The organism is Bacillus sp. B4EP4a (genome assembly GCF_006680105.1).
Taxonomy (GTDB): domain Bacteria; phylum Bacillota; class Bacilli; order Bacillales; family DSM-1321; genus Peribacillus; species Peribacillus simplex_E.
Genome location: NZ_VHIK01000010.1, coordinates 242,964 through 265,391 on the forward strand (window position 1 = coordinate 242,964; position 22,428 = coordinate 265,391).

22 protein-coding genes and 1 riboswitch are annotated in these 22,428 nt (G+C 40.6%); of the genes, 8 read left to right on the forward strand and 14 right to left on the reverse strand.

The window, feature by feature from the left end; translation table 11 throughout:
- Nucleotides 1-60: 60 nt before the first annotated feature.
- The 10 genes from FNK51_RS05815 to FNK51_RS05860 all read right to left on the reverse strand — a co-directional run bounded on the left by FNK51_RS05815 (nucleotide 61) and on the right by FNK51_RS05860 (nucleotide 8,012).
- A complete protein-coding gene (locus FNK51_RS05815; RefSeq protein WP_141992720.1) occupies nucleotides 61-471 on the reverse strand; it encodes a hypothetical protein in 411 nt (136 codons plus the stop codon).
- A gap of 24 nt (nucleotides 472-495) precedes the next feature.
- The gene (locus tag FNK51_RS05820) at nucleotides 496-771 is read right to left on the reverse strand and encodes a hypothetical protein (RefSeq protein WP_141992721.1); all 276 of its coding nucleotides are present in this window, start codon (nucleotides 769-771) and stop codon (nucleotides 496-498) included.
- 194 nt (nucleotides 772-965) lie between these two features.
- The gene (locus tag FNK51_RS05825) at nucleotides 966-1,265 is read right to left on the reverse strand and encodes a hypothetical protein (RefSeq protein ID WP_141992722.1); all 300 of its coding nucleotides are present in this window, start codon (nucleotides 1,263-1,265) and stop codon (nucleotides 966-968) included.
- Between the two features lie 107 nt (nucleotides 1,266-1,372).
- Entirely contained in the window at nucleotides 1,373-2,395 is a 1,023-nt protein-coding gene (locus FNK51_RS05830; protein ID WP_141992723.1) for an ADP-ribosylglycohydrolase family protein, read from the reverse strand.
- A gap of 221 nt (nucleotides 2,396-2,616) precedes the next feature.
- Nucleotides 2,617-3,051: a hypothetical protein gene (locus FNK51_RS05835; protein WP_141992724.1), complete on the reverse strand. Its 435-nt coding sequence runs from the start codon at nucleotides 3,049-3,051 to the stop codon at nucleotides 2,617-2,619.
- A 359-nt stretch (nucleotides 3,052-3,410) separates the two neighbouring features.
- Nucleotides 3,411-3,638: a hypothetical protein gene (locus FNK51_RS05840; protein ID WP_141992725.1), complete on the reverse strand. Its 228-nt coding sequence runs from the start codon at nucleotides 3,636-3,638 to the stop codon at nucleotides 3,411-3,413.
- A gap of 1 nt (nucleotide 3,639) precedes the next feature.
- Complete coding sequence (locus FNK51_RS05845; RefSeq protein ID WP_141992726.1) at nucleotides 3,640-5,661, reverse strand: T7SS effector LXG polymorphic toxin; 2,022 nt, start codon at nucleotides 5,659-5,661, stop codon at nucleotides 3,640-3,642.
- A complete protein-coding gene (locus tag FNK51_RS05850) occupies nucleotides 5,658-5,948 on the reverse strand; it encodes a YwqI/YxiC family protein (RefSeq protein ID WP_141992727.1) in 291 nt (96 codons plus the stop codon). Before FNK51_RS05850 ends, FNK51_RS05845 begins: the two co-directional genes overlap by 4 nt.
- On the reverse strand, nucleotides 5,948-6,373 hold the full coding sequence (locus tag FNK51_RS05855; RefSeq protein ID WP_260398000.1) for a DUF5082 domain-containing protein: 426 nt from the start codon (nucleotides 6,371-6,373) through the stop codon (nucleotides 5,948-5,950). The genes FNK51_RS05850 and FNK51_RS05855 overlap by 1 nt, the downstream gene beginning before the upstream one ends.
- Nucleotides 6,374-6,608: 235 nt before the next feature.
- Nucleotides 6,609-8,012: a M28 family peptidase gene (locus tag FNK51_RS05860; RefSeq protein WP_141992728.1), complete on the reverse strand. Its 1,404-nt coding sequence runs from the start codon at nucleotides 8,010-8,012 to the stop codon at nucleotides 6,609-6,611.
- A gap of 271 nt (nucleotides 8,013-8,283) precedes the next feature.
- On the opposite strand from FNK51_RS05860, the gene FNK51_RS05865 reads away from it, so the two are divergent.
- From FNK51_RS05865 to FNK51_RS05875, 3 genes are read left to right on the forward strand one after another with little or no spacing between them, the layout of a single operon-like run.
- Nucleotides 8,284-9,432: an iron-containing alcohol dehydrogenase gene (locus tag FNK51_RS05865; RefSeq protein WP_141992729.1), complete on the forward strand. Its 1,149-nt coding sequence runs from the start codon at nucleotides 8,284-8,286 to the stop codon at nucleotides 9,430-9,432.
- 12 nt (nucleotides 9,433-9,444) lie between these two features.
- Complete coding sequence (locus tag FNK51_RS05870) at nucleotides 9,445-11,061, forward strand: sensor histidine kinase (protein ID WP_141992730.1); 1,617 nt, start codon at nucleotides 9,445-9,447, stop codon at nucleotides 11,059-11,061.
- A 4-nt stretch (nucleotides 11,062-11,065) separates the two neighbouring features.
- A complete protein-coding gene (locus FNK51_RS05875) occupies nucleotides 11,066-12,496 on the forward strand; it encodes a sigma-54-dependent transcriptional regulator (protein WP_141992731.1) in 1,431 nt (476 codons plus the stop codon).
- A gap of 43 nt (nucleotides 12,497-12,539) precedes the next feature.
- Here FNK51_RS05875 and adhP read toward each other — a convergent pair whose 3' ends face one another.
- On the reverse strand, nucleotides 12,540-13,553 hold the full coding sequence (gene adhP, locus FNK51_RS05880; RefSeq protein WP_063235775.1) for an alcohol dehydrogenase AdhP: 1,014 nt from the start codon (nucleotides 13,551-13,553) through the stop codon (nucleotides 12,540-12,542).
- Nucleotides 13,554-13,830: 277 nt separating this feature from the next.
- Here adhP and FNK51_RS05885 point away from each other — a divergent pair, with 277 nt between their 5' ends.
- Nucleotides 13,831-14,127, forward strand: coding sequence for a DUF3892 domain-containing protein (locus tag FNK51_RS05885; RefSeq protein ID WP_098370398.1), 297 nt, complete (start codon nucleotides 13,831-13,833; stop codon nucleotides 14,125-14,127).
- A gap of 75 nt (nucleotides 14,128-14,202) precedes the next feature.
- Here FNK51_RS05885 and FNK51_RS05890 read toward each other — a convergent pair whose 3' ends face one another.
- Nucleotides 14,203-15,015, reverse strand: coding sequence for a hypothetical protein (locus FNK51_RS05890; protein WP_098370397.1), 813 nt, complete (start codon nucleotides 15,013-15,015; stop codon nucleotides 14,203-14,205).
- A 131-nt stretch (nucleotides 15,016-15,146) separates the two neighbouring features.
- Nucleotides 15,147-15,668: a YbaK/EbsC family protein gene (locus tag FNK51_RS05895; protein ID WP_141992732.1), complete on the reverse strand. Its 522-nt coding sequence runs from the start codon at nucleotides 15,666-15,668 to the stop codon at nucleotides 15,147-15,149.
- A 170-nt stretch (nucleotides 15,669-15,838) separates the two neighbouring features.
- Nucleotides 15,839-15,883, forward strand: a riboswitch (PreQ1 riboswitch).
- Between the two features lie 6 nt (nucleotides 15,884-15,889).
- Here FNK51_RS05895 and FNK51_RS05900 point away from each other — a divergent pair.
- The 3 genes from FNK51_RS05900 (at nucleotide 15,890) to FNK51_RS05910 (ending at nucleotide 18,899) form a co-directional block, all read left to right on the forward strand.
- Entirely contained in the window at nucleotides 15,890-16,375 is a 486-nt protein-coding gene (locus FNK51_RS05900; RefSeq protein WP_076372803.1) for a QueT transporter family protein, read from the forward strand.
- 121 nt (nucleotides 16,376-16,496) lie between these two features.
- Nucleotides 16,497-17,153: a TVP38/TMEM64 family protein gene (locus FNK51_RS05905; RefSeq protein ID WP_141992733.1), complete on the forward strand. Its 657-nt coding sequence runs from the start codon at nucleotides 16,497-16,499 to the stop codon at nucleotides 17,151-17,153.
- A gap of 114 nt (nucleotides 17,154-17,267) precedes the next feature.
- Complete coding sequence (locus FNK51_RS05910; protein ID WP_141992734.1) at nucleotides 17,268-18,899, forward strand: PAS domain-containing sensor histidine kinase; 1,632 nt, start codon at nucleotides 17,268-17,270, stop codon at nucleotides 18,897-18,899.
- Between the two features lie 52 nt (nucleotides 18,900-18,951).
- Here the strand turns inward: FNK51_RS05910 and FNK51_RS05915 are convergent, their stop codons facing one another.
- Nucleotides 18,952-20,487, reverse strand: coding sequence for a cadherin-like beta sandwich domain-containing protein (locus FNK51_RS05915; protein ID WP_141992735.1), 1,536 nt, complete (start codon nucleotides 20,485-20,487; stop codon nucleotides 18,952-18,954).
- Between the two features lie 299 nt (nucleotides 20,488-20,786).
- Between FNK51_RS05915 and FNK51_RS05920 the strand changes: the two genes are divergently transcribed.
- Nucleotides 20,787-22,421, forward strand: coding sequence for a copper resistance CopC/CopD family protein (locus FNK51_RS05920; RefSeq protein ID WP_141992736.1), 1,635 nt, complete (start codon nucleotides 20,787-20,789; stop codon nucleotides 22,419-22,421).
- Nucleotides 22,422-22,428: the final 7 nt, after the last annotated feature.

The window sequence follows — 22,428 nt, forward strand, 5'->3', positions numbered from 1 at the left end:
CTGGGGCTGAATCGTTGCCTTTAGTTTGATAAATAACCCTCATAAAAAATGCCCTTAACTTCAAGGGCTTTTTAATGGGGAAATTAATCTAATGAAATAGGGCTTCCTCTCCTCGATTATCTCCACTTCATCCCATTCCACAGATTTGGAGTACATATATTTATCTGTTCGTTCAAACCCCATCTTTTTGGCAAGTTCAGTATTTGTTGTATCCAACAATACTTTTCCGGTATTTCTTTCTTCTGATGTTGGAAACAACTCTCCCTTATATTTTGCCTTTGTATTTATCTTAAATAAATTTTCTACCTCTTCTACAGAAACATTTTTGATATAGATATTTTCATCTAAATGTTTGAAACCTTGAGATAGATCAGCCTGTTTATGACTTATTAATCTTATAGACTTATCTTCCAGTAGATTAAAATTATACTCGCTACCATTATGCATTGCATACTTTCCTTTTCTTATCATAGGTTCCTCCATTTTCAAACTTTATCAAGTATTCAATAATTCTTTATGTAATTTTTCAGCTTTATGTAATTCTTCTAATAATGGATTTTGATAGTCACTATAACTATCCATATAAGCCCTTTTGCCACCAAATATATTTAATTCTCTTATATCTTTATTATTCTCCAATGCTTTCAATGCATTCTTATATCTTATATATATAAGTTGTAAAACGCCGCTAGTAATTTCATTATAATAATCATTTTCAAGATTATTTATTACAACTTTTATTTGATTGATTAACTGCATCTTAATATCCATTTTATTCTCCTATATATAGTGCAATAATTATAAATCGCATTTGAAACGAGAAAATTTAATCTATTGAATAGGGCTTCCTCTTCTCGATTATCTCCACTTCATCCCATTCCACAGATTTGGAGTACATATATTTATCTGTACGTTCAAAACCCATCTGTTTAGCAAGTTCAGTGTTTGTTGTAACCAACAATACTTTACCAGTTGTTCTTTCTTCTGATGCTGGCTGGAAACAGCTCTCCCTTATATACAGCATAGGGATTAATAGAATATAATTCTTTAACTTCATTTACGCGTACTATTTTCGTGTAAATATTATTTTTATAATAAGTAAAGCCATTGCCCATATCTTTTTTATCATTGGTTATTAATTCAATAGCTCCCACTGTATCCGATTCTATGAATCTATACTCTTTCCCATTATAGATAGTATACTCACCTTTTCTAATCATTTTTCCACTCACTCCATTATTTAATTCTCCATCACCTAAATTCAAACTGCTTCGCTTCCCGTTTAACATAGCATAAAATGGACTCTGGACATAAAAAAACTCTATAAAGGACTTTTATAAGGGTTTTTTTATGTTCATATGAGGGATTTACATCAATCCCCATACTCTTCTTTAATTGCTTTATCTGCACAAAAACTATGGAATTGCTTGATTAATTCATCGATATCTTCTTTTCTTGTGATTTTCTCAAGCCATTCTTTAGGAATGTCGTCCATTTTATAGTACATACCTGCCATTGTTCCTGTAATGGCACCTACTGTATCCGTATCATCCCCTAGATTCACTGCTTTTAAAACGGCTTCGCTAAATGAATCTGAATTTCCTAAGCACCAAATGGCTGCTTCTAACGTATGAACCACATAACCATCTGACTGAATTTCTTCTTGTGGTAATGAAAAGAAATCTTCCTCAAAAATTCTTGAATAGGATTGCAGCTCTTTTTGGTATATATGATCTTTATCAAAATTCTCATCAAAAAGTTCTTTTATTTCCCTTTTTGAAACTTCAGGAGAATTATTATAATAAAGTCTAAGTAAAAACTCGACATAAATAATGGAACCTACTACAGAACGCGGATGTGCATGGGTAACTTCCGTATATTTTTTAATGGTTTGGGTTTTTTCAATGAAATTAAAGCTATTAAAAAGGATAAATGCCACTGGAGCGATCCTCATCAACGCCCCATTCCCATTATCAAACATTGCATCTCCGCCACATTCTTTTGCTGGCGTTCCACTTTTAAACTTGGTTATGGCTTCACTGGTCGTTCTGCCAATATCAAACATTTCATGATGTGGTGTCCAATAGCCAGATTCCATATACTGAACGAATTTTTGCATTAGCTCCGCGGAATCGCTTTTTTCAATTAAGTTTTCAATTAAACATAAAGTTAGTGAAGTATCATCCGACCAAGTGCCTGGCGGCTGATTATAGGTTCCATATCCCGTTATATCATTAATAGCAAAAGTCCCTCTTTTTTTAAATTCAACTGGAACACCAAGCAAGTCTCCAACAATACCGCCATACAGACTTGGTAACATTCTTTTTTTTAGATTAAATCTCAAAAAACTTTTACTATCGTCTTCCCATCTGTCTACCATTCTTCTGCCTGTCATTCATTACACCTACTTTTTGTTTAAGTACCATTTTCTTACCTTCAGTACTCCTTGCTCAATTCAATGTACTACTGATTGATTAAAGTAACACTTTTGTTTTATAAAAACTAACACCTATACTACAAAATCACTATAATGTTTTTCCATTTCATAAAAAAACCTTGAATGGCTTTAAGCCACTCAAGGTTTTATTTTATTCTAGCAACATTCGGTTTCCTGTGTCATTTTTTATAACTGATCCAGATCTCTACTTGTCCACTTTTCTTATCTTCAAATGAAGTGACTTCTCCCCAAGCTCTATTATAAATTAATGAGTCTCCTTTTTTAATATCTGGTTTTCCTAATATCTCTTCTACCCATTTATCATGTATCTCTTTCTTTTTTTTAGCTTTATAATTAGCCCAATTATTGTAAGTATTTTCCAAACTTTCATCAGCATTGTCGAGTTCAATACGAGAAACTTTATCATTTTGAAAATTAACTACAACCCAAAAATAAATTCCATCTAACATAATTGCGTCTTTAAAAACAAACATATTATTCAGTATATCGCTTGATAGTAGTTCATTTTGAAAATTTATACAAAAAGCCTGTTTATTTGTATTTCCATTAAGTATTTTTCCTTTCACTAAAATATCACCTGTTAATCCATTCAAATTAAAAACCTCATTTTCATTTAATAGAATTCATTATTTTACTATATTCTTCAAAGGAGATTTCAGAATTATAGTTTTACCTTTAGATGAGAAAGCTTCTTTTTTCTTTTGCAGTTTAAAAAGGGTACGGGGTTCAAGCTCACAATATTAATATAGAGCGGATAGGTGAATAAATGTTCCAACCCGAATCTATCTATGATTAGCCAGGTTTTAAAGTCACGACTCTGAATTGCCATAATTGTATTTACTACAAATCCTTAGTATTTTTGAACAGACGAAAGGTGGGCCTACAATACTGTATGCCCACCTTATCTAATTTTTCTTTTTCATTTAATTTTCTAATTTAATGCTAAATCCTATTAATTCAGAAGTTCCAAAATTGTTTTATAAAAATAATCACATGCCTCATCTTCTGAGTCAAATTTCTTTAATTGTGATTTCACACCACGTTCACTATAATAAACTTCCCAAATATTATCTTCTTTATTTAAGCAAAATGCCTCATTAGGTAATCCCCCATTTAAGTTATATAAATCTTTTGGAACATTAGCATTAATTAACATTTGTTGTAATTCTTCTTTTTTCATACTACTTTCCTACCCTTCCAATTATTCCTTGCTCTATAAAATTTTTTACTGATTGGTTGAGTTCATACTGAACACCCATACCTGGTTCATCAAACCATGGAGCAATTTTCCCGGCCTGCACTTCTATAGGTTTCTTCACAACATAGAGTTTATAAGGTTTTAAATATGTTTCAGGAGCTAATGCACGCATTTCATAGGGAACACCATACGGTGAAACAAAAGTTCCACCCTCATAACCAAATCTATCAATAATTGTGCCAGGCTTTAATATCATGGGTTCGGGTTCACCTAATACGCCACGGTTAGGGGGCCAAATAATTTCACCCTCGGGAGTATAATATTCGGGTTTAGATTTGACAAGCTCATAATTTCCACCATTAATAATTGGTTTTGGATAATTAACCTCTATACGTCTCTCTCTATCCAGCGCCTTCCACTCTTCTCTTGACATTGTTCTTTCACCAGGTTCTGGTCTGTAACCTCTAGTTTCAAGACCTTTATCTGTACCCTTAGGAATACTCTCCCCTGAAACACCCTCTACTTTGCTATCCTTAACCGTAAATTTCTGATAGGCTTCCTTAATTGTCTGCTTTTCCATCATAACTTGGCGAAGGGTTGGTCCTCCTGCAAGGGATACTTGTTCCATACTTATCCGTTTAGGGATTTCTTTTTTACCTAGTTCTTCACCTATATTTTTTAACGTGGCTTTTCCAGATCTCGCTATGTCTGTCATTGTAGCTTTTGCATACTGAACCTGATTTTGCGCAAATTCCTTGCTGTAAGGGACGAACTTTGTACCACTTGCTACTTTATCAGCGATCTTCGCCGCACCAGCCACACCGCCGATTCCAAGTGCCATCAACAGGCCGTTCTGGCGCTGTTCCTCGGTTAGCTGGTTGCCGAACATGTCTTTGCCGGTGGCCGCTTCGCCAAGGCCGTTGGCTGCGAGGAGTCCGTATATTCCGTATTCGGTTTTCTGGAGGAGGCTAAAGCCTTTTGTCGTTTTATAGGCATCGAGCGCGTAGTTCGCTGCGTTGAGTCCTTTGGCGGTTTTGTAGATGGCGCTGCCACCCTTGATGGCCCGGCCGGCCCAGCCGACGACGGGGATGAATCCAGCGGCTGCCATGGCGCCGGCGGCGATTCTTTCAGCATCAGACAGCTTGCGGCCCGTTACTGGATCGACTCCGGTTGAGGCCCTGATTGAATCATAATATCCCGTGAATTCCCCTGTAAAGGTTTTTGTCGTATCCCAGGCTTTTTCGTACCATGGGCGGTTTTCGAGTTCTTCCATTTCGCGTTCGATTTTCCGGGCTTCAGCTTGTTGCTTTTTGAAGGTCTGATAGTCTTTCATCTGACCGGCAACTTCATCCTTCACTTGATAGACGTCACTATTCTTGAAGGCCGATTGGTTGAAGGTCATCGGCGAAACGTTGCCGTCCTGTTTGGTGGCATCAAGCAAGGCGCGGAAGAGGCCAACGGCCACGTTTTCCTGCCCGACGGACACATCATATTCCTCGACCAATTGCCGGTCGACATTCTCTACCTTTGTCACGGTGTCATCCAGCCTTTGTCCGGCCAGCGTGATTTTTTCATTAAATTCCTTTTGGTCGAACATATCAAGAGGCAGGATATCGTCAATGCTGTCGAGGATCCTTTGGAGATCGTTCGCTTGTTCATCGACAAGCGACTTCGCTTGGTTGATGCCGTTCGAGACTTCCCCATCTAAAAAGGGAACCTCGACCACCGTATTTCCGGAGAGGTCCGCCTCTTCCAGACTGGCCGGAATGCCTTCCAAAAAACTGATCTGGGTCGTGAATAGTTCCATCCAGGCGTCAGCAACCTCGATTTGCGCTTCATAGAAGCTTTTGATGGCGGCGGCACCGGCTCCTTGAAACTCGTTGTCCAAGCCGACGATGCCCTGAAATTCCTTTTTCAGGGCTGCGACTTCCTTCTTTAGTTCTTCATATTGCTTGGCGCGCGACTTGGTTGCGGCCGTTAATGTCTTGGCTTCATATATTTTCATCGCGTAGGATACCCATGTGAAGACGTATGGGCGAATGCTTCATCCTGTTCTTTTAATAAGTCAATGTTGGCACGGGTATCTTCCACATTTTTCTGGACGATTTTGATATATTGCTCGAAGACCTTCTCCAGGTTCGTTTCCCGGTCGATCCATTTCGAGGTGAATTCCAATTTATTGTTGCCAAGCTCGCCTGCCGGCAAATTTCCAAGCGTGACTGTACCAAGTGCCGTCTTCACCTGATCGACTTGCTTCGTTACGGCAGGATGATTCAGTTTGATTGTCGTCATTAAAACAACCACCCTTTTAAATATGATATTTTACTTTCCAACTGATCTATGACGGCTTCCCCTTTACCTAAAAGAACATCCGCTTCATGTGCTATGGTGCCTGCTGCACTCAAAGCCTTTTTTTCTATATTAAGCATCATGATTTTACCGTCGATTTTCTCTTGATAGTCGTCATAATCATCATGAATGATCGTTGACATTGCCTTGTATGCATCACTGCGGGCATCTTGAAAGTCTTCTGCACGGTTTCCCGTCCAGCTTTTTGCCAAATCCGGATTTTTAATTTTAGCAATTTCCCCCAGACAAGCATTCTGTTCGTCTTTGATTTGTCTTTTTGCCTGCTCCAAACGATTGATTTTTTCATTCACATCGGACATTTTACTGGAGAGGGCTGAGTGAATTTCACTCAATGAATTTGCATACACTTAAAAAATCACCTCAAACATACTATTCTCATTATGTAGACTGTCATATTTTTCATATTTTTTATTATAAGGATTATAGTCTTAGAGTTAAATAGGGATAAATAAGCTATTTATGCTAGGTATTTAGGGAATTCATCTCATAGGCACGATTTCCAGATTAGACCTTTTACCCCTAGTTTTCCATTTTTAAACATAAAGAGAGGGTGCAAGCTGCACCCTCTAAATATTTACTGCTTTATTTGAATTCCTTTTCGTCAAATAAATGCGGAACTTTCACCTTTTTCCCTTTTTTATGATTTGGATCAAGTTTTTTAGCTTCGATTTTAGCTTGATCATAGACGGCGGTGCCGACAATTTCAGCAACATCTTGAAGCTTTTCTTTTGAGATTTTATCAATGGTATCATCAGGAGTATGATACCAAGGCTCTGATGGACTGTGGATGAATAAAGCAGCGGGAATCCCAGCCTCCGCAAAGGATACATGGTCACTTCTCCCGCCTTGTCCATATGGAGTCGGCTCGCCATTCAGTCTTGTACTTGATGCCTGGGCCAGCTCGGTTACAAGGTTCATTTCTCCATCATTAGTCAAAATGACCAAATCTCCGGCATCCCTGCTTCCCACCATATCGAGATTGAAGTTGGCAATGGTCCGCTTGATATCATCATCAGAAAGGTTGTTCACATAATGCTGTGAACCTAGCAATCCATTTTCCTCGGCTCCAAAGGTGACGAAGCGAATTTCCGTATCTGTAGGAAGATTCTTCAGAACACGCGCAAGTTCAAGGGTGACGGATGTTCCTGATGCATCATCATTCGCTCCGGGTGCTCCTGCTACGGAATCATGATGTCCAGTAATATAAATAATATCGCTCTTTTTTGCTTTATTGTTCTTTGTTGCTTTTTTCGTTGCCACTACATTATAAGAGGTTTTTTCTTCGGAATAAGCTCCTTCGATTTTTAATGATGCTGTCAATTTAACTCCGGCATTCAATTTTTCCAGCAGGGCTTCTCCATCCTTTTTGGTTATCGTGACAGATGGAATATACTTGTCATTATCCTCTCCGAGAGTCCCGTTTAATTCCCCATTTGCATTATTGAATAGGATGACTCCCGCTGCCCCTTTTTCTGCTGCATTCAATACTTTCTCTGCAAAAGTGAGGCTCCCTCTTTGTATAAGGGCAATCTTCCCTGAAACGTCGGTTTCCTCTAGCTCTTCTTTCGTTCCTAAACCGGCATATACAACTTCACCGGATAGGTCCCCATTAACTGAATAGGTTAAATGGCTCGCTTGGATTTCCCCATCAAATCCGGCAACGGACAGTTCGACCAGATTTGGGTCTGTATAAGATAAAAAATTGAACTCTTCGATATCGGCTTTATATCCATAAGATTTGAATTGCTTTTTGATGAATTGGACGGCTTTATACTCAGAATCCGTCCCCGCCACCCGAGGTGTTTGTGAGAGGTATTCAATATTCTTGTAGATTTTATCGGCATCGATCCTTTTAATGACTTGCTTATCCGTGGATGGCGCAGATAGCACCGGCGATGAATGTGGTGTTGCTAAGGCGGTGGTTGGTCCGGCTGTCCCGAGTGTCAATGCCGCGATTAAGGTTACCGATAGAAATTGTTTTTTCATAGATTGCCTCCCAGTTCAATAGATTCCCCCATAATTTTACAATACATAGAGAATACTAACTAGGTAGGTTTATCCCTATTCAGACAGATCTAAAGTAACGAATTTACAAATTAAAGAAATTAATAGGAGATTTAACCAGTGCCAAAAGTTATCTATCATTCTATATTTTGTCATATTATATAAAAATACCTGGAATCCAAACAGGATTTTCGCTCTTTTTCGGGAAAATAATACAGAAGAGATAGAATTTTTACAGGGAGAAGGCGCAAAAATGTCGATAACTAAATTCGTGATGCCGGAAGTTATTTTTGGAAAAGGTTCGATTGAACAAGCTGGCGAGGCCTGCTTGCGGTTGGGTGCCAAAAAGGCGCTGATAGTCAGCGACTCCGGGGTTGCTAATGCTGGCTGGTTAGATAAAGTCATTAGATCCTGCCAAGATGCAGGCCTTGCTTTTGCTACCTTCATTGAAATGACGACCAATCCGAAGGACAGGGAGATCGAAGCCGGCTGTTTGGCATTTAAAGAACAAGAATGTGATGCCATCATCGGTTTGGGAGGAGGCAGTGCTTTGGATGTCGCCAAAGGGATAGCCCTTTTAGTAACGAATGGCGGCATCATCAGTGATTATGAAGGTGTTGATAAAGTCCACTCACCCCTCCCACCCATGGTGATGATCATGACCACTGCAGGATCGGGTTCGGAAGTATCTCAGTTTTCTGTGATCGTCGATTCATTCCGCGAGAAAAAAATGACGATCATTTCAAAATCACTTGTCCCCGATATTGCAATAGTCGACCCTGGTACCTTAACCACCTTGGGACCGGATTTGACCGCAGCTACGGGAATGGATGTTTTAACCCACGCCATTGAATCCTATGTTTCAATCGCTGCGACGCCTTTGACAGATGTACAAGCCAAAAACGCGCTTTTCATCGTTTCCCGCCACTTACGCCCCTCTGTTGCATCCAGGCATAATGAGGAAGCAAAAAAAGCGATGGCAATGGCGAGCCTGCAGGCTGGACTGGCTTTTTCCAACGCCATTTTGGGAGCTGCCCATGCCATTTCACATGCCTTAGGCGGCAAATACCTCCTTCCGCATGGTGAAATCAATGCGATACTCCTTCCCCATGTCATGGATTTCAATCGAATTGCCTCACCAAGGCGATTCAGCGAGATTGCAGACATCATGGGCATCGATACACGGGCATTGACAGAGCAGCAAGCAGGAATGGCAGCCATACACTTCGTAAGGGAATTATCCCAGGATATTGGAGCTCCCAAGAGTTTAAGTGATGTCGGCATTACGCAAGAAATGATAGACCCCATAGGGATGACCGCTCTTGAGGATGCCTGCATGATTACAAATCCTCGTGATATGTCATTAGAACAGATTAATCAGCTGCTTCTTACAGCCCTTTAAGAGGTGAAAAGCATGAACAAACTTGAATTGATAGATTTAATGACAGGTGTGAAATCTTCAAAGAAAACGTATTACACGGAACTTAAGAAAACCGTGGATCAACTGAAGAAGAAGAATATGCAGCTTGAAATCATGAATGACATCACTAAAAATATGAATATGGACATCGACATCCAAGAGATTCTCCGAAATGTTATTTCAAAACTTAAGCAGCTCATTACCTTCGATGACAGTCATTTTGTCATATTGTATGAGGAAGAACCTGCCCTGCTTCATATCTGCCCTAATGGTCACTGTGAACTTGAAATGGATGCCAAAAACTTGTTACACCCTTTTCAGGATTTCTCGTCCGCCTTGAAAGAAAAACAGCCGATTCAGGTGGAAGTTAAACAGTTACCGGACTTCCGAGAAAAGGAACGTCTATTATCCCTTGAGATCGAATCACTTCTATTGGTCCCTTTATACGGAAAAAGTAAAAAAATCGGAATTTGGACGTTTGGCAGGAAGAAAAAGAAAACATGGCATAAAGATGAACTCGAATTTCTTGAACAACTATCCAATCAGCTTGCGTTAACTTTGGAGAATGCCCAGCTTTATAAGGAAGTTCTTCATTCCAAACAGGAGTGGGAGGATACATTCAAGGCAGTTGAAGACATGATCATCGTCTTTGATCACAAAGGAGCGGTCTATCAATCCAATGATTCAGCCAGGGACTTTTCCGACCAGATTCCTTTAATTGAAAAATCCAAAAATCTGATTCAAGATACCTTTTCATTTAATAAGCCAGGGTTTCAGGAAATTCTCCTTCAGCATGATACCATCCTGGAAATGCATGCCTACCCGATTCAGAATAAGGAGCATCAAGTATATGGGGTCATTGCTTATTATAAAAATGTCACCGAAAGAAGACAGATGGAAGTCCAGCTATTACATGCCGGTAAACTTGGGGCGATTGGTGAAATGGCAGCTGGGATTGCCCATGAATTGAATAGCCCATTAACGGCCATTCTTGGTAACTCGCAAATTTTATTACGTAAAACCCCACAGGATAATCTGGATCATATGCTGTTAAACGATATTAAGATTTGCGGAGATCGATGCAGGCAAATAGTGAAAAGCCTGCTTACCTTTTCAAGGCAGGATGAGTATAGATTCCACTATTACTCTATTAACGAAGCCATTCACCAGGTTTTGAACCTTTTGAAGTTCCAACTTGGGAAGAAGCAAATCTCCCTCCATCTTACCCTTCAGGAAGACCTTCCTTTCATAAAGGGCAGCCAGCCGCAAATAGAACAGATCATCATCAACTTGCTATTGAATGCCAAGGACGCATTGGATGAGTCCGCCCAAACGGAAAAATCTATTGCGATCACTACCTACTCAGAAAACAAGTTCATGGTGGTTCGGGTGACTGATAACGGAACGGGGATTGAAAAAGAACGCCTGCCCTTCATTTTCCATCCTTTCCATACGACTAAAGACCGTGAAAAAGGTACCGGCTTGGGGCTGTCTGTAAGCCTTGGCATCGCCAAAGATCATGGTGGGAAGATCGACGTTTTGAGCACACCAGGACAAGGAAGCACTTTTTTCCTGAGGCTTCCCTTACAAGCAGAAGAAGAAAGGGGATGATAATGTGGTTCATTTACTTGTGGTAGACGATGAGAAAGAGGTTGGGACTTTTCTTTCCCGCCTTTTTACGATGAAAGGTTATCTCGTACAAGTTGTGAATAGCGGGAAGGATTTTCATGAGATCGATTGGAATCAGCAGCGTTTTGATGTCGCAATGATAGACCTGAAGCTTCCGGATTGTGATGGACTTTCCCTCCTGCAGCATCTAAAACAGCTGCAGCCGCGTTGCAAGGTACTGATCATGACCGGATACAGCACCGTAAAGACCGCTGTTGATGCAATGAAACTTGGCGCGAGTGATTATATGGAAAAACCCTTTGTAGATATTGAAGTACTGGAAAGGCAAATTGACAACCTTTTGAATGAAAATGAAGATTTGAATCAGCATTTCATCCATAAACTTGCCGAGGATTCAGGACTCATTGTCGGCGAAAGTCCTTTAATGAAGAATTTGATTGAAATGGCTTTCAAGGTGGCCCAAAAATCCGTCAATGTATTAATCGAAGGAGAAACCGGAAGCGGTAAAGAAGTGCTTTCACGCTTCATTCACATTGCCAGCCCCCGAAACCATGAACCTTTTATCGGCATCAATTGTGGAGCGATCTCTGAATCCCTGCTTGAAAGCGAATTATTCGGTCATGAAAAGGGTGCTTTCACCGGAGCGACCCAGCTGCGAAAGGGTTTTTTCGAAATTGCCGGGAACGGGACGCTTTTTCTTGATGAAATTGCGGATGCGAGTCCCGCCATCCAAGTCAAATTGCTTCGAGTTTTGGAAACGCGGGAATTCATGCGGGTTGGCAGCAGCGGGACATTACGGACGAACGCCCGGTTAGTGGCGGCCTCCAATGAAAACCTGCAGCAGGCAGTGGACAAAAATAAATTCCGGGAAGACCTATTTTACCGGCTGAACGTCGTGACTCTCGATATCCCGCCTTTAAGGAACCGAAAAGAGGATATTCCCTTGCTTGTCCGTCACTTGATTGAGAGGAATGGCCATGGAGATATTTCTTTTTCCAATGAAGCCATTGAAAAATTACAGCAATACAACTGGCCAGGCAACATACGCGAACTATCTAATGTGGTCATGCGCACACTAACTCTCGCAGACCATAAGTCGGTAATATCCGCCAATGATATCTCTCTGTCTAACAGCCAGGTCACCCCTGACAAAAACGTGTCCACTAATGGGATTGTGTCAACTGAAAACCTTCTTGAAGAATGGCGAAAAAGGCTAGTGGCTGACTTTAATGAGAAGGATGAACTGATGCTTGAAGAAGTACTTACGGAAATCAAACAGCTTCAATCGACAATTGGAAAGGAGCTCGTCATGCAGGCACTGCAAAAAACCTACGGCAACCGGAATGAAGCAGCCAAACGCTTGCAGATATCCATAAGGAAATTACGTTATATATTAAATGAGAAGAACCAGACATAATAAAAAGGAGGATGCCCCGTTCCAAGGCTTCCTCCCTCTGTTCCTATTCTAGCGTCAATACGATGCGTCCGTTGATTTCCCCCTTTTCCATCATTGAAAACACATCATTTATTTCATCAAGTTTCCTCGTCTCTATATTCGTTCTGACTTTACCCTCAGCCGCAAATTGAACAGCTTCCTGTAAATCTTTTCTCGTGCCGACGATTGACCCTTTTACAGTTACCCCATTTAGTACTGTATCAAAAATCGGGATTGGAAGTTCATCATTCGGCAATCCGACTACGACAAGTGTCCCGCCCCTCTTGACTGAACTGTAAGCCTGTTCGAAAGCTTTTTTCGTAACCGCTACAGAAATGGATGCCTGCACACCGCCAACCTTATCCTTTATAGCCTGTACAGGATCGGTCTTCAGTCCATTAACCGTGTAATCCGCCCCAAGTTCCGTTGCCAGATCAAGCTTATCATCTTGAATATCGACAGCAATCACATTAAAGCCCATCGCTTTTGCGTATTGCAGAGCAACATGTCCCAATCCGCCAATTCCATAAACAGCTACCCAATCACCAGGTTTTGCTTCCGATACTTTAAGAGCTTTATAGGTCGTTACACCTGCACAGAAAATTGGTGAAACCTCCGCAAAGTCAAGCCCTTCAGGAACCTTTACCACATATTTGGCAGGTGCTTTACAATATTCCGCATACCCGCCGTCCACGGAATATCCTGCATTCAATTGATCCAAGCAAAGCGTTTCCCTTCCGGTCAGACAATATTCACAATCGCCACAGGCCGAATAAAGCCATGGGATCCCAACACGGTCACCTACTTTCAAGGAAGTTACGCCTTCTGCCACCTTTTCTATAATGCCTACACCCTCATGTCCGGGGATAAGCGGAAGCTTGGGTTTTACCGGCCAATCACCATGTACCGCATGTAAATCGGTATGACACACGCCACAGGCTTTAATTTTCACTAATATCTCACCATATTCCAATTCTGGGATGGGTACTTCTTTAATCTCAAGTTTTTGGTTAAATTCATTGACGACCGCTGCTTTCATTGTCTTGACCTGTTGTTTTGCATTTACAGTGCTTGCCCCTTGTTTTACATTCATGATTCATTTTCCTCCCTTAATCTAGTGGATATTATTTCTTACTACTACTTAAACAAAATGCAAGTGCCATGCCACTGCAAAAAGGCCAAGACGACAGCGTTCACTTAAAAAAAGTGCCGGAAAATCGGCCCATTTAGACGAATTAACGGCTCAAGTTGGACGAAATCCGGTTTGTATATTGCAGAAAAAATAGCTCACCCTATAAATAGGAGGTGTCCAAAACATGGACCAATTTGAAAAAGCCTATGAATCATATAAACAGCAGGGAACACCGCAAGCAAACCAACTTGATGCAGCAGGAAAAGAAGAAATCATCGCCGTAAGGAAAAATGAGGAGGACAATATTATCGCCATCAAGACGAACTCCGGCCGCGAACTCGACTACCCCACTGCCCTTTCAGAAGCCAAAGCAGGCATCCTGGCAAATGTTGACGTCTTTCATAAATATGGACGTGACATATTGCGGAGTGAGCCCGATGGAATAAAAGAAAATAACCTGGACCAACTGCCGGAGTTTTGAGGGGGAGACTGCCTGATATGGGCAGTTTTTTCTGTTTGGATGCGTTAAAAAAGAACCAGCATGATTAGCCGGATCTTATTTTTCATACTGATAAGATTCAGAGATTTCGAGCAGTCGGCCACAGGACTCGACAACCTCGATGATTTCCATCCATGACATGTCCAGACCCAATTCATTAGCATGGGAAATCTTATCCCGTAACTTCCGGATGGCATTCGCATCCTTTTTCCCTTTACTTTTCGAAGGGATTTGGAAGAAGCGCCTCAAATCTTTATCTTTATGTATGATATCGAATTTATCACTGATTTGCAGGCACTCTATTATATTGATATCCTCGTTTTTATCGATTCTCCTTCTATATAATTCGGTTGCCTTTTCTAAACGGTCTTCGCTGATCATTGGATACCAGCTGCCATCGCCGAATCTATCCTGGATGATATCGCTCATCCTCATTTCCAATAAAGTAATGTATCCGAATATCAGCATCCTGATCGGAGGCTTTTGAAGGTCGGCATGGGTAATCAACTTTTTAATCGAATTATTCTCTAATACGAACACCCTTGTTTTATTCTTGAAAATCTGGAGAAGCTGGATCAAAGGGGTTGAATCCGAAACCATTTCCCTTGGTGAAAAGTTTCTCAAATATTCAGAGATGCTTCCTTCACCGAGTTCCTCCCTTTCGATATACCCGATGATTTCCCCCTGATCTTGCACTGCCAATATATCAAAATTCTTTTTTTCCAATGCTTTATGGATATCCACCGCCAGATCGTTTTTATGGCAAAACTCAAGCTCCTGGGCAATGCTCTTAACCGTTATATTCTCTTCATATAGAGTTTTAAGACTAAGATAGCTGTTATTGCTTTTTCTTTTGCTTTCATTTAACATCTTTCAACCTCCGCTCAGGAACACTTTCTGCCCGATTTTTCGCTTAAATCATAGAAAATGTATGCGGTCGCCACTAAAATAAAGTCCACCATAGTGGACTCAATTCCATTCATGTGGATTTTTTGAAACCATCAAAGGCCATCAACTGCATTGCCTACCGCCGTTTCCTCATTCCCTTTCTCTTCCCAACCTTTGCAAACATCCACCCAATCCTCCGCGCCTGAATATTCAAACAACTCAGCGAGTTCAAGTTCTATTGCAGAGTTCGCACTGCCGCATGCCGGGAACAATGACTCAAAGCGTTTCATCGATACATCAAGAAAAACAGCTAGATCATTTGCCAGACCAAACGGGCAAACTCCTCCGATCGCATGGCCGGTCTGTGCAAGCACTTCTTCAGGTGAAAGCATTCGTGCCTTGAAACCGAACGTCTGACGAAATTTCTTATTATCCACTTTCGCGTCCCCTGCGGCAACAACCAAAATGGCTTTTTCACCTTCCCCCTTAAAGGAAAGAGTCTTAGCAATCCGCGCTGGGATAACACCGATGGTTTCCGCTGCTTCAATCACCGTAGCACTCGATGTTTCGAACTCCATTACATCGCCTTCCCGATCCCATTGTTTAAAATAGTTTTTGACACTCTCGATCGACATACTATATTCACTCCTTTGAAGTACATATTGAAATAATATCATCCTTCATTGCAATAAATCAAAATCCAATTGAGCTACTTCCCGTGCTTGGAAACTTATAAATTAAAACCATTCTTTACAAATTGACGAAACAAGCTTACATGGGATACTATTAAACATCGGGCAAACGCCTAAACGTGGTTCGTAACCATCCCACGATAAAAAACTAGGGAGAGAGTAAAATGAATGTTCGTACACTCGTGATAAGCGGGTTATTGGCTGCCTTGTATGTGGCGGTCTCATTGGTGTTCCAACCAATATCATTTCAGATGTTCCAATTTCGTGTACCGGAAATATTGAATCATCTGATTGTATTCAATAAAAAGTATATCTACGGTATCGTCGGCGGAGTCTTCATATCGAATCTGCTCTTTTCGCCGATGGTGCCATATGACTTGATTTTCGGGGTGGGGCAATCTCTGCTCGCCTTATTGCTTGTCATTTTTGTTTCTCGGTTCATAAAAGGCATTAAAGGACGGATGATCGCCACGATTATCTTTTTCACTTTCACAATGTTTTTAATTGCAATTGAACTGAACCTTGCTCTGGGGTTCCCATTCTGGTTAAGCTGGATGACCACGGCTGTCGGTGAATTCGTTGTCCTCTTGATTGGAGCGCCAATCATTTATGGAATGAACAAAAGAATTCAGTTTGAAAAGTGGCTTTAATGGAATCTTCGCGTCGCGAACCCACTATAATGAAAAGAGCTGTCTGCATGATGCGGCAGCTCTTTTTTTTCACCAATGAACTCGAAAATGATAAACTACTAGTAAGAATGGTGGTGGCCCTTTGAAAAAAGTCCTGACCATAATCGGTCTATTGGTAATTGCAATATTTATTTTTTCTAATGCAGAGTTATTCACTTTGGTTTGGAAAAGTGATCTAGATTCTGTTATTGGCATTTTGAAGGAAAACCTTTTGCTTACATTTATTGTGACATTCGTATTAATGTTTGTACAAAATTCTTTTACAATCATTCCCTTAATTTTGCTCCTGACTATCAATGTCACGATATTCGGATTCATATATGGATATCTATGGAGTTGGTTTACAAGCGTTGTTGCCTCAGGTTTCATTTTTTATGCAGCAAGAAACTGGTTTCAGGAGCTTCTCTTAAAGAAGATTGGCGAAAAGTGGCAAGAATCTGTTGTGGAGCATGGCTTCATGTACGTTTTTACAGGCAGGATTTTCCCTCTGATCCCAACAAGCTTAATTAACTTGGTAGCTGGAGTCAGCACCGTCACTTTCAAGGATTTTTTATTAGCGACGTCACTTGGCAACCTTATATACTTTTTCTTCCTTTCGCTCATTCCATATGGACTGCTATCTGTTGAAATGAACCAATATACGCTAGGAGCACTCGCACTCTTCTTCTTACTATTTTTCATTATCTATAAGCGTGCAAAAAAGAAAAAGAAACAAACCTTCTTCAGAAAAAACAGGTGACCACTTTGGCCCCTGTTTTTTATTTAGGATTCTGCATATATTTTTTTCCGATAGTTTGTTAAAATGTGTATGTAATTTTACCTTAGAAATGTCTTAAAATCAGGGAGAATCTCCATGTCCAAACGCTCCATCTTAGCAATATATATCCTATCCGGGATTCTTACACTAGTCGTGTTCGACTATTTTTTAACTACAAATATCCAAAACAAAGAGGTCTTCATTCAACTTCAAAGAGCGGAAGGATTTGTTTTCCTTTTATCAATAGGCTTGGTTTTATATCTTTATTTAGCTAAAAGGGAAGAATTCAAGCAATTAAAAGAAGCGGAACAACGTCGGCGTACACTCATCAATTCAATGGTGGATTTCGTTAACTTCAAGGATGGTGATGGCCGTTGGCTTGAATCCAATACCTTCGGCCTTCAATTATTTCAATTGGAGCATGTAGACTATAAGGGAAAAAGAGACAGTGAGCTCGCAGAATACTCCGAATTTTATAAAGAGTCGTTGATTTACTGTGAAGTTTCCGATGAAGAAACGTGGGTAAAAGGGGAAATCACAAGGTGTGAGGAAATCGTCCCTCTTCCCGATGGCAATCACAAGACCTTTGATACGATCAAAGTTCCCCTGTTCAATGAGGATGGTTCACGAAAAGGCTTAGTCGTCATCGGCAGGGATATTTCTGAAAGAGTAGTCGCGGAGAATCAATTATTCGATAGTGAACAACGCTATAAATCATTGTTTGAACACAACCCTTATCCGATGCTGATGCTTGATTTAAACGGAATGATCACGACCGTAAATCCAAGGTTTGAAACGGTAACAGGCTTTCAACAAGAAGAAATACATGGAGCCTCATTCATTAATTTGAACTTCTCAGCAGAAGACGCGGAATTGATCCGTACATCTTGCCAATATGTCATGGAAAACCAAAAGGGGATAAAAAAAGGGAAAGATATAGAATTCCTGACGAAGTACGGGAAGTCCATCTTACTTTCTTGTTCGTTTGTCCCGATGATGGTTGGGGAGGATTTAGTCGGAATCATTACTTATGCTAAAGAAGTCACTCAAATTCGGGAAACCGAAGCACGCTTAAGAAGAACTGAAAAATTATCGATAGTCGGCGAACTTGCCGCAAGTGTGGCCCACGAGGTACGAAACCCTCTGACTTCTTTAAAAGGTTTCGTCCAGCTGCTTAAAAAGAACGACCATCCCTATGAACAATACTACACGATCATGTTAAGTGAATTGGACCGGATCAATCTTATTGTAAGCGAGTTACTCGTTCTGGCAAAACCACAGGAACTTCCATTCAGCAAACATCAAATCATCGACCTGATGAATGATGTTAAAACCTTGTTGAAACCAGAGGCGGACTCGTACCCCACCCAAATATCAATATCTGTTAAAAACGAAATACCGCTTCTATTATGTGAGGGAAACCAATTAAAACAAGTATTCATAAACATGCTCAAGAATTCAATGGAGGCATCCGCCGATTACATTTGGATTGATTTCGAACGCATCGACAATAACCTTTCCATTACCATCAAAGATAATGGAAGCGGAATTGAAAAAAACCGGATAAAGCATCTTGGCGAGCCTTTCTATTCTTCTAAAGAAAAAGGAACCGGATTAGGACTGACAGTCAGTTGCCGAATCATCGAGGCGCATCGGGGAAAGGTCCGCTTTAACAGCGAACTAAACCAAGGAACCGAGGTCCAAATCATTTTGCCCATAAAAATATAAACCTGAGGACAAGCCTAAACCTTGTCCTTTTTTTGCAGGATTCAGACTCATCCTATTTAATCAGGGAGGTGAAGAAACCCTTTATATTCCCAAAAAATGACCCGGTCTCAACAGGTTGTTTGCGATTAACCTGGCCTCCAGTATTATTGGATGTATCGCTCCCCGACTTGCCGGCTGTACTCATTTGCGTTGCCTCAACTTCCACCTCTTTTGTTTTGACATCATCCACGGTTTCTTCCTCATCCATTTCCACATCCATATCCTTTTCGAAAACAAGGACGTAAGTACGGCGCTCCCCATCCTTTGAAACGGTAACGGAAATGGCCGTTTTCGCTTTATCCTTGATTTTCACTTTTTTACTGCTCTCACCGTCATATTCAATCGTTGCTCCGCTGGCATTTGTCGTTGCATTCATTTCGACTGAAGAAATATCATTATCGACCTCGATATGATAGGTATGCTCATTAGATTCAAAAGATTTGTTCCATACTCCTGATGATACAGTCAGATTGTTCAACACTGGTGCATTATTGCCCTCAACTCCTAAGGAACCTGCTGACGTTACCTTCTCTATAGAATCGGTTTTCGCCTTTTGTGTTGAAATGCTTTCAAGTTGCTGTGCTTTCGGTACTTGGCTGACACCACTGCTTGGGTTTAGATTATTGGTGGATTCCGTTGATGTTACAGATGATTTATTCCTCTTATCGGAGGATTCCGTTGGTGTTACAGATGATTTATTCCCCTTATCCGTGGATTCCGTTGGTGTTACAGATGATTTATTTCCCTTATCGGTGGAAGGTTGAGTTTTACTCGTTCCTGTTGAGGGCTCCTGCTGAACTTCACCCTCTTTAGGTGCAGTATTCGATTCTTCTTTTTCCTTGGCTGCCGCTCGTGTAATCGTAAGCGTATATGTTTTTTCATCTCCATTTTCTGCTGTAACGATAATCTTCACCGTTGTCTTACCGATTGGAAGGGTAACCTTTACACCTGCACCGGTTGCATCCTTTCCATTCACCTTTACAATTGCGGTACTGTCACTCAATGTCGGAGTTACTGTAATGGACTGGACTTCATTTTCAACAGAAGCATTATAAGCTGTCACTTTAGAATCGAATGTTAATGAGCCTTTTGATAATCCAATCGATGTTAAAAGGTTATTATCACTTTCAATTTTTTCGACCTTGAGAGTATAGGCAACCGTTTCATTTTGCCCATCGCTGACGGTGATTTCAAAAGTATTCATGCCAGTTTGAAGCGGTAAGTCCTTCACCTTCCCCTCTGTCATTTTGACACCATTCACGTATATAGCTGCATTCTCGTTAGGACTTGCTGCAAGTAAGTTGATCTTTTCCACATCATTCCCCACTGCCGAACTATAGTCGTGTACATCTTCTGAAAATTTTTGATCCAGTGCTATACCCTCTATTTCTAGCCTTGAAAGACTATTTACCGTTTGTTCCTCTTTTTGAATGACGGAAGTGCCTTCCGCAGCCCCTGCCACGGGCATATAAGTGGATGTTCCCATCCCCACAAGGGAACCAACCAAGATCACCTTCACACTTTTTTCTTTTAATCCCTTCTTTAGCAAAGCCTATCCCTCCTATAATTCCTGCAAACATGATAGGGTCAGGTTATCAAAGGAATCTTAATTATTTCTTAATGGAGTTTATAGCAACAGGATGCCTATTAATGTTTTGCAAAGCGGAATTCCAAACCAATATTTATGGCTATAATGGAGGAAGGAAGGTAAATCTAAACTTATTGGTATACTTTTCTAGCGAACCTTTTAAACTGCCTTTAGATAACTAATTTATTTTCACTGTTTTTTCACATTTTCCTTTTATAATGAGCTTACATGATTTGATGAAAGGGTGATGGCACACCAAGATGAAAAAATATTTATGGCTGGTAGTCAGCCTATTCAGTTTGCTTTTATACCCGGCAATGGCTTTTGGTCATGCTACGGTAATAAGCTCTAATCCTAGCCCGAATGAAGCGATGGATACTCTTCCTGAAAAGATCAGCATTCAATTCAGCGAGAATATTCAACCATCTTTCCATTCGCTTGAGGTATTCAGCCAAGGTGGGGACAAAATTCAAATTCAAGATAGCACAATCTCGGAACAAAGTGAAAAAGTACTGGAAGCTAAGTGGAAGGGCACTATCGACGAAGGGATTTATTACATTAAATGGAGAGTGGTTTCAAGTGATGGACATCCCATTGAAGGAACAATTCCCTTTCAATTCGGAGATTCAGAGGGCCTTTCAGACCAAGAAAATCCCGAAGTGAATGCAAGTTTTCCGAATTCCATCAATGTTATCCTTCAAAGTCTTCAATACATATGCTTCGCTGCACTTACTGGAATCCTTTTTTTCAGATTATCGTTAATGAAGGATTCTCGACTTTTTGAAGCAAGCAGAAGAACACGTCTATACCTTTGGCTTTCATATGCAGGTTTAGCATTTTCCATCTTCTTTAATCTGCCTTTAAAAGTTACGATTGACGCTGGCGTGGGTTGGGCAGATGCATTTAAATTGAGTTATATAAAAGAAGTATTGAATGCTACAAACTTTGGAACGGTCTGGATCATAGAAGTTCTAATATTGCTGCTTCTATTTTTAGTGATTTATTTCATGCTCGAGAACTCCCTGAATAAATCATTGCCTATCTTTTCCTTCATCATAATAGCAAGCTTAATGATTTGTAAGGCTTTAACTGGACATACAGCAGCTGTTCCTAATCAGGTTCTGGCCGTTTTGATGGATTTCCTTCATTTGTTGTCCATGGCTTTATGGCTCGGCGGCCTTATGGCCTTATTGGTGATTTTACCTGGGCTTGCTGATCGGCAGGCAGTCCAAGAAGATAAGAAAACATTTTACTGGTCAATCATTCAAAGGTTTTCCAGATGGGCATTTCTGTTTGTAATCATACTGATTGTTAGCGGGATATATAGCAGTTTACAGCATGTTCCGACTATCTATTCATTGTTCAACACAACATATGGGCAATTGTTACTGGCGAAAATCGGTCTCATGTTAGTCATGATCGTTTTAGGAGGCTTTCATTTTCTCAGAGGGAAAAAGCAAACGAAAAGACTTGGTTATAGTGTGGGAATGGAGTTTGGTTTAGGGATCGTCGTACTCCTTGTTGCAGCTCTATTGTCAAATGTCCAAACTGCGATGTCTTCCCCAGGGCCAATTGAGAAAACGGTAATGACGGAAGAAAATAATGAGGTTACATTAATGGTGACTCCCAATGAAGTCGGGGATAACGTGATTCAAGTAAATCTCTCCAATGAAGGCAAGCCCATTGCTGAAATAGAGCAGCTTACAATCACTATGCAGCCGTTAGATACGCCACGCGGTGAAATAAAACTGCAAATGAAGGAGAAAAACACAGGTACATTTACATCAAAGTCATTATTAACCATGCCAGGAAAGTGGAATATCCATGTTCACGGATTAACTGAAAGCCTGGATTCAATTAATGCTGATTTTATCATTTTCATAGGGAATTCATAACAGGAGG

Coding starts and splice junctions, on each gene's coding strand:
- FNK51_RS05815 (WP_141992720.1), bottom strand. CDS start 471: ATGATAAGAAAAGGAAAGTATGCAATGCATAATGGTAGCGAGTATAAT.
- FNK51_RS05820 (WP_141992721.1), bottom strand. CDS start 771: ATGGATATTAAGATGCAGTTAATCAATCAAATAAAAGTTGTAATAAAT.
- FNK51_RS05830 (WP_141992723.1), bottom strand. CDS start 2,395: ATGACAGGCAGAAGAATGGTAGACAGATGGGAAGACGATAGTAAAAGT.
- FNK51_RS05840 (WP_141992725.1), bottom strand. CDS start 3,638: ATGAAAAAAGAAGAATTACAACAAATGTTAATTAATGCTAATGTTCCA.
- FNK51_RS05845 (WP_141992726.1), bottom strand. CDS start 5,661: ATGAAAATATATGAAGCCAAGACATTAACGGCCGCAACCAAGTCGCGC.
- FNK51_RS05850 (WP_141992727.1), bottom strand. CDS start 5,948: ATGACGACAATCAAACTGAATCATCCTGCCGTAACGAAGCAAGTCGAT.
- FNK51_RS05860 (WP_141992728.1), bottom strand. CDS start 8,012: ATGAAAAAACAATTTCTATCGGTAACCTTAATCGCGGCATTGACACTC.
- FNK51_RS05865 (WP_141992729.1), top strand. CDS start 8,284: ATGTCGATAACTAAATTCGTGATGCCGGAAGTTATTTTTGGAAAAGGT.
- FNK51_RS05870 (WP_141992730.1), top strand. CDS start 9,445: ATGAACAAACTTGAATTGATAGATTTAATGACAGGTGTGAAATCTTCA.
- adhP (WP_063235775.1), bottom strand. CDS start 13,553: ATGAAAGCAGCGGTCGTCAATGAATTTAACCAAAAACTTGAGATTAAA.
- FNK51_RS05885 (WP_098370398.1), top strand. CDS start 13,831: ATGGACCAATTTGAAAAAGCCTATGAATCATATAAACAGCAGGGAACA.
- FNK51_RS05890 (WP_098370397.1), bottom strand. CDS start 15,015: ATGTTAAATGAAAGCAAAAGAAAAAGCAATAACAGCTATCTTAGTCTT.
- FNK51_RS05895 (WP_141992732.1), bottom strand. CDS start 15,668: ATGTCGATCGAGAGTGTCAAAAACTATTTTAAACAATGGGATCGGGAA.
- FNK51_RS05900 (WP_076372803.1), top strand. CDS start 15,890: ATGAATGTTCGTACACTCGTGATAAGCGGGTTATTGGCTGCCTTGTAT.
- FNK51_RS05910 (WP_141992734.1), top strand. CDS start 17,268: ATGTCCAAACGCTCCATCTTAGCAATATATATCCTATCCGGGATTCTT.
- FNK51_RS05920 (WP_141992736.1), top strand. CDS start 20,787: ATGAAAAAATATTTATGGCTGGTAGTCAGCCTATTCAGTTTGCTTTTA.